Here is a 641-nt window from a genome sequence, read left to right as displayed (position 1 = left end):
GGCGTCGACGGCGAGCGGAAGGTGTCGTGTGCGGCGCTGGGCGAGCGCCTCGACGCCTCGAGCCAGACCGCCTCCCGGCGGCTCCAGCGACTGGAGTCGGCCGGCCTGATCGAGCGGGAGGTCGTCGCCGACGGCCAGTGGATCTCGCTCACCGCCGACGGGAAGTCCCGGCTCCGCGGGGAGTACGCCGACTACCGCCGGCTGTTCGAGGACGACGCCGCGCTGACGCTCTCGGGAGCGGTGACCGCCGGCGCCGGCGAGGGGCGACACTACATCTCGCTGCCGGGGTACAACCGCCAGTTCGAGGAGCGGCTGGGGTACGAGCCATACCCGGGCACGCTCAACGTCGATCTCGACGAGGGGAGCACCCGGAACCGGAGCGAACTCGCCGCCGTCGAGGGCGTCCCCATCGACGAGTGGGAGGACGAGGAGCGCACCTACGGCGCCGCGACCTGTTACCCGGCGCGGCTGGACGCCGACGCCGGCAGCGTCGAGCCGGTTCACGTAATCGTCCCCGATCGCACCCACCACGACGAGGACCAGATCGAGCTCATCGCCCCCGAGATGCTGCGCGACGAGCTCGGACTGGCCGACGGCGACGAGGTCGCCGTGGAGATCGAGTCGGCATGAGTTCGACGACC

General features: G+C 71.8%; 1 protein-coding gene. It reads left to right on the top strand.

Features of this window, described 5'->3' with window-relative positions:
• A partial coding sequence (locus ACFR9S_RS13195) for a DUF120 domain-containing protein (RefSeq protein WP_379818852.1) occupies positions 1-630 on the top strand: 630 nt, incomplete at its 5' end.
• Positions 631-641: the final 11 nt, after the last annotated feature.

Origin of the sequence: Halolamina salina (assembly GCF_042678005.1) — an archaeon.
Lineage (GTDB): Archaea > Halobacteriota > Halobacteria > Halobacteriales > Haloferacaceae > Halolamina > Halolamina salina.
The sequence above is the reverse complement of the archived record's forward strand: the minus strand, read 5'-3'. Positions and strand labels throughout refer to the sequence as shown.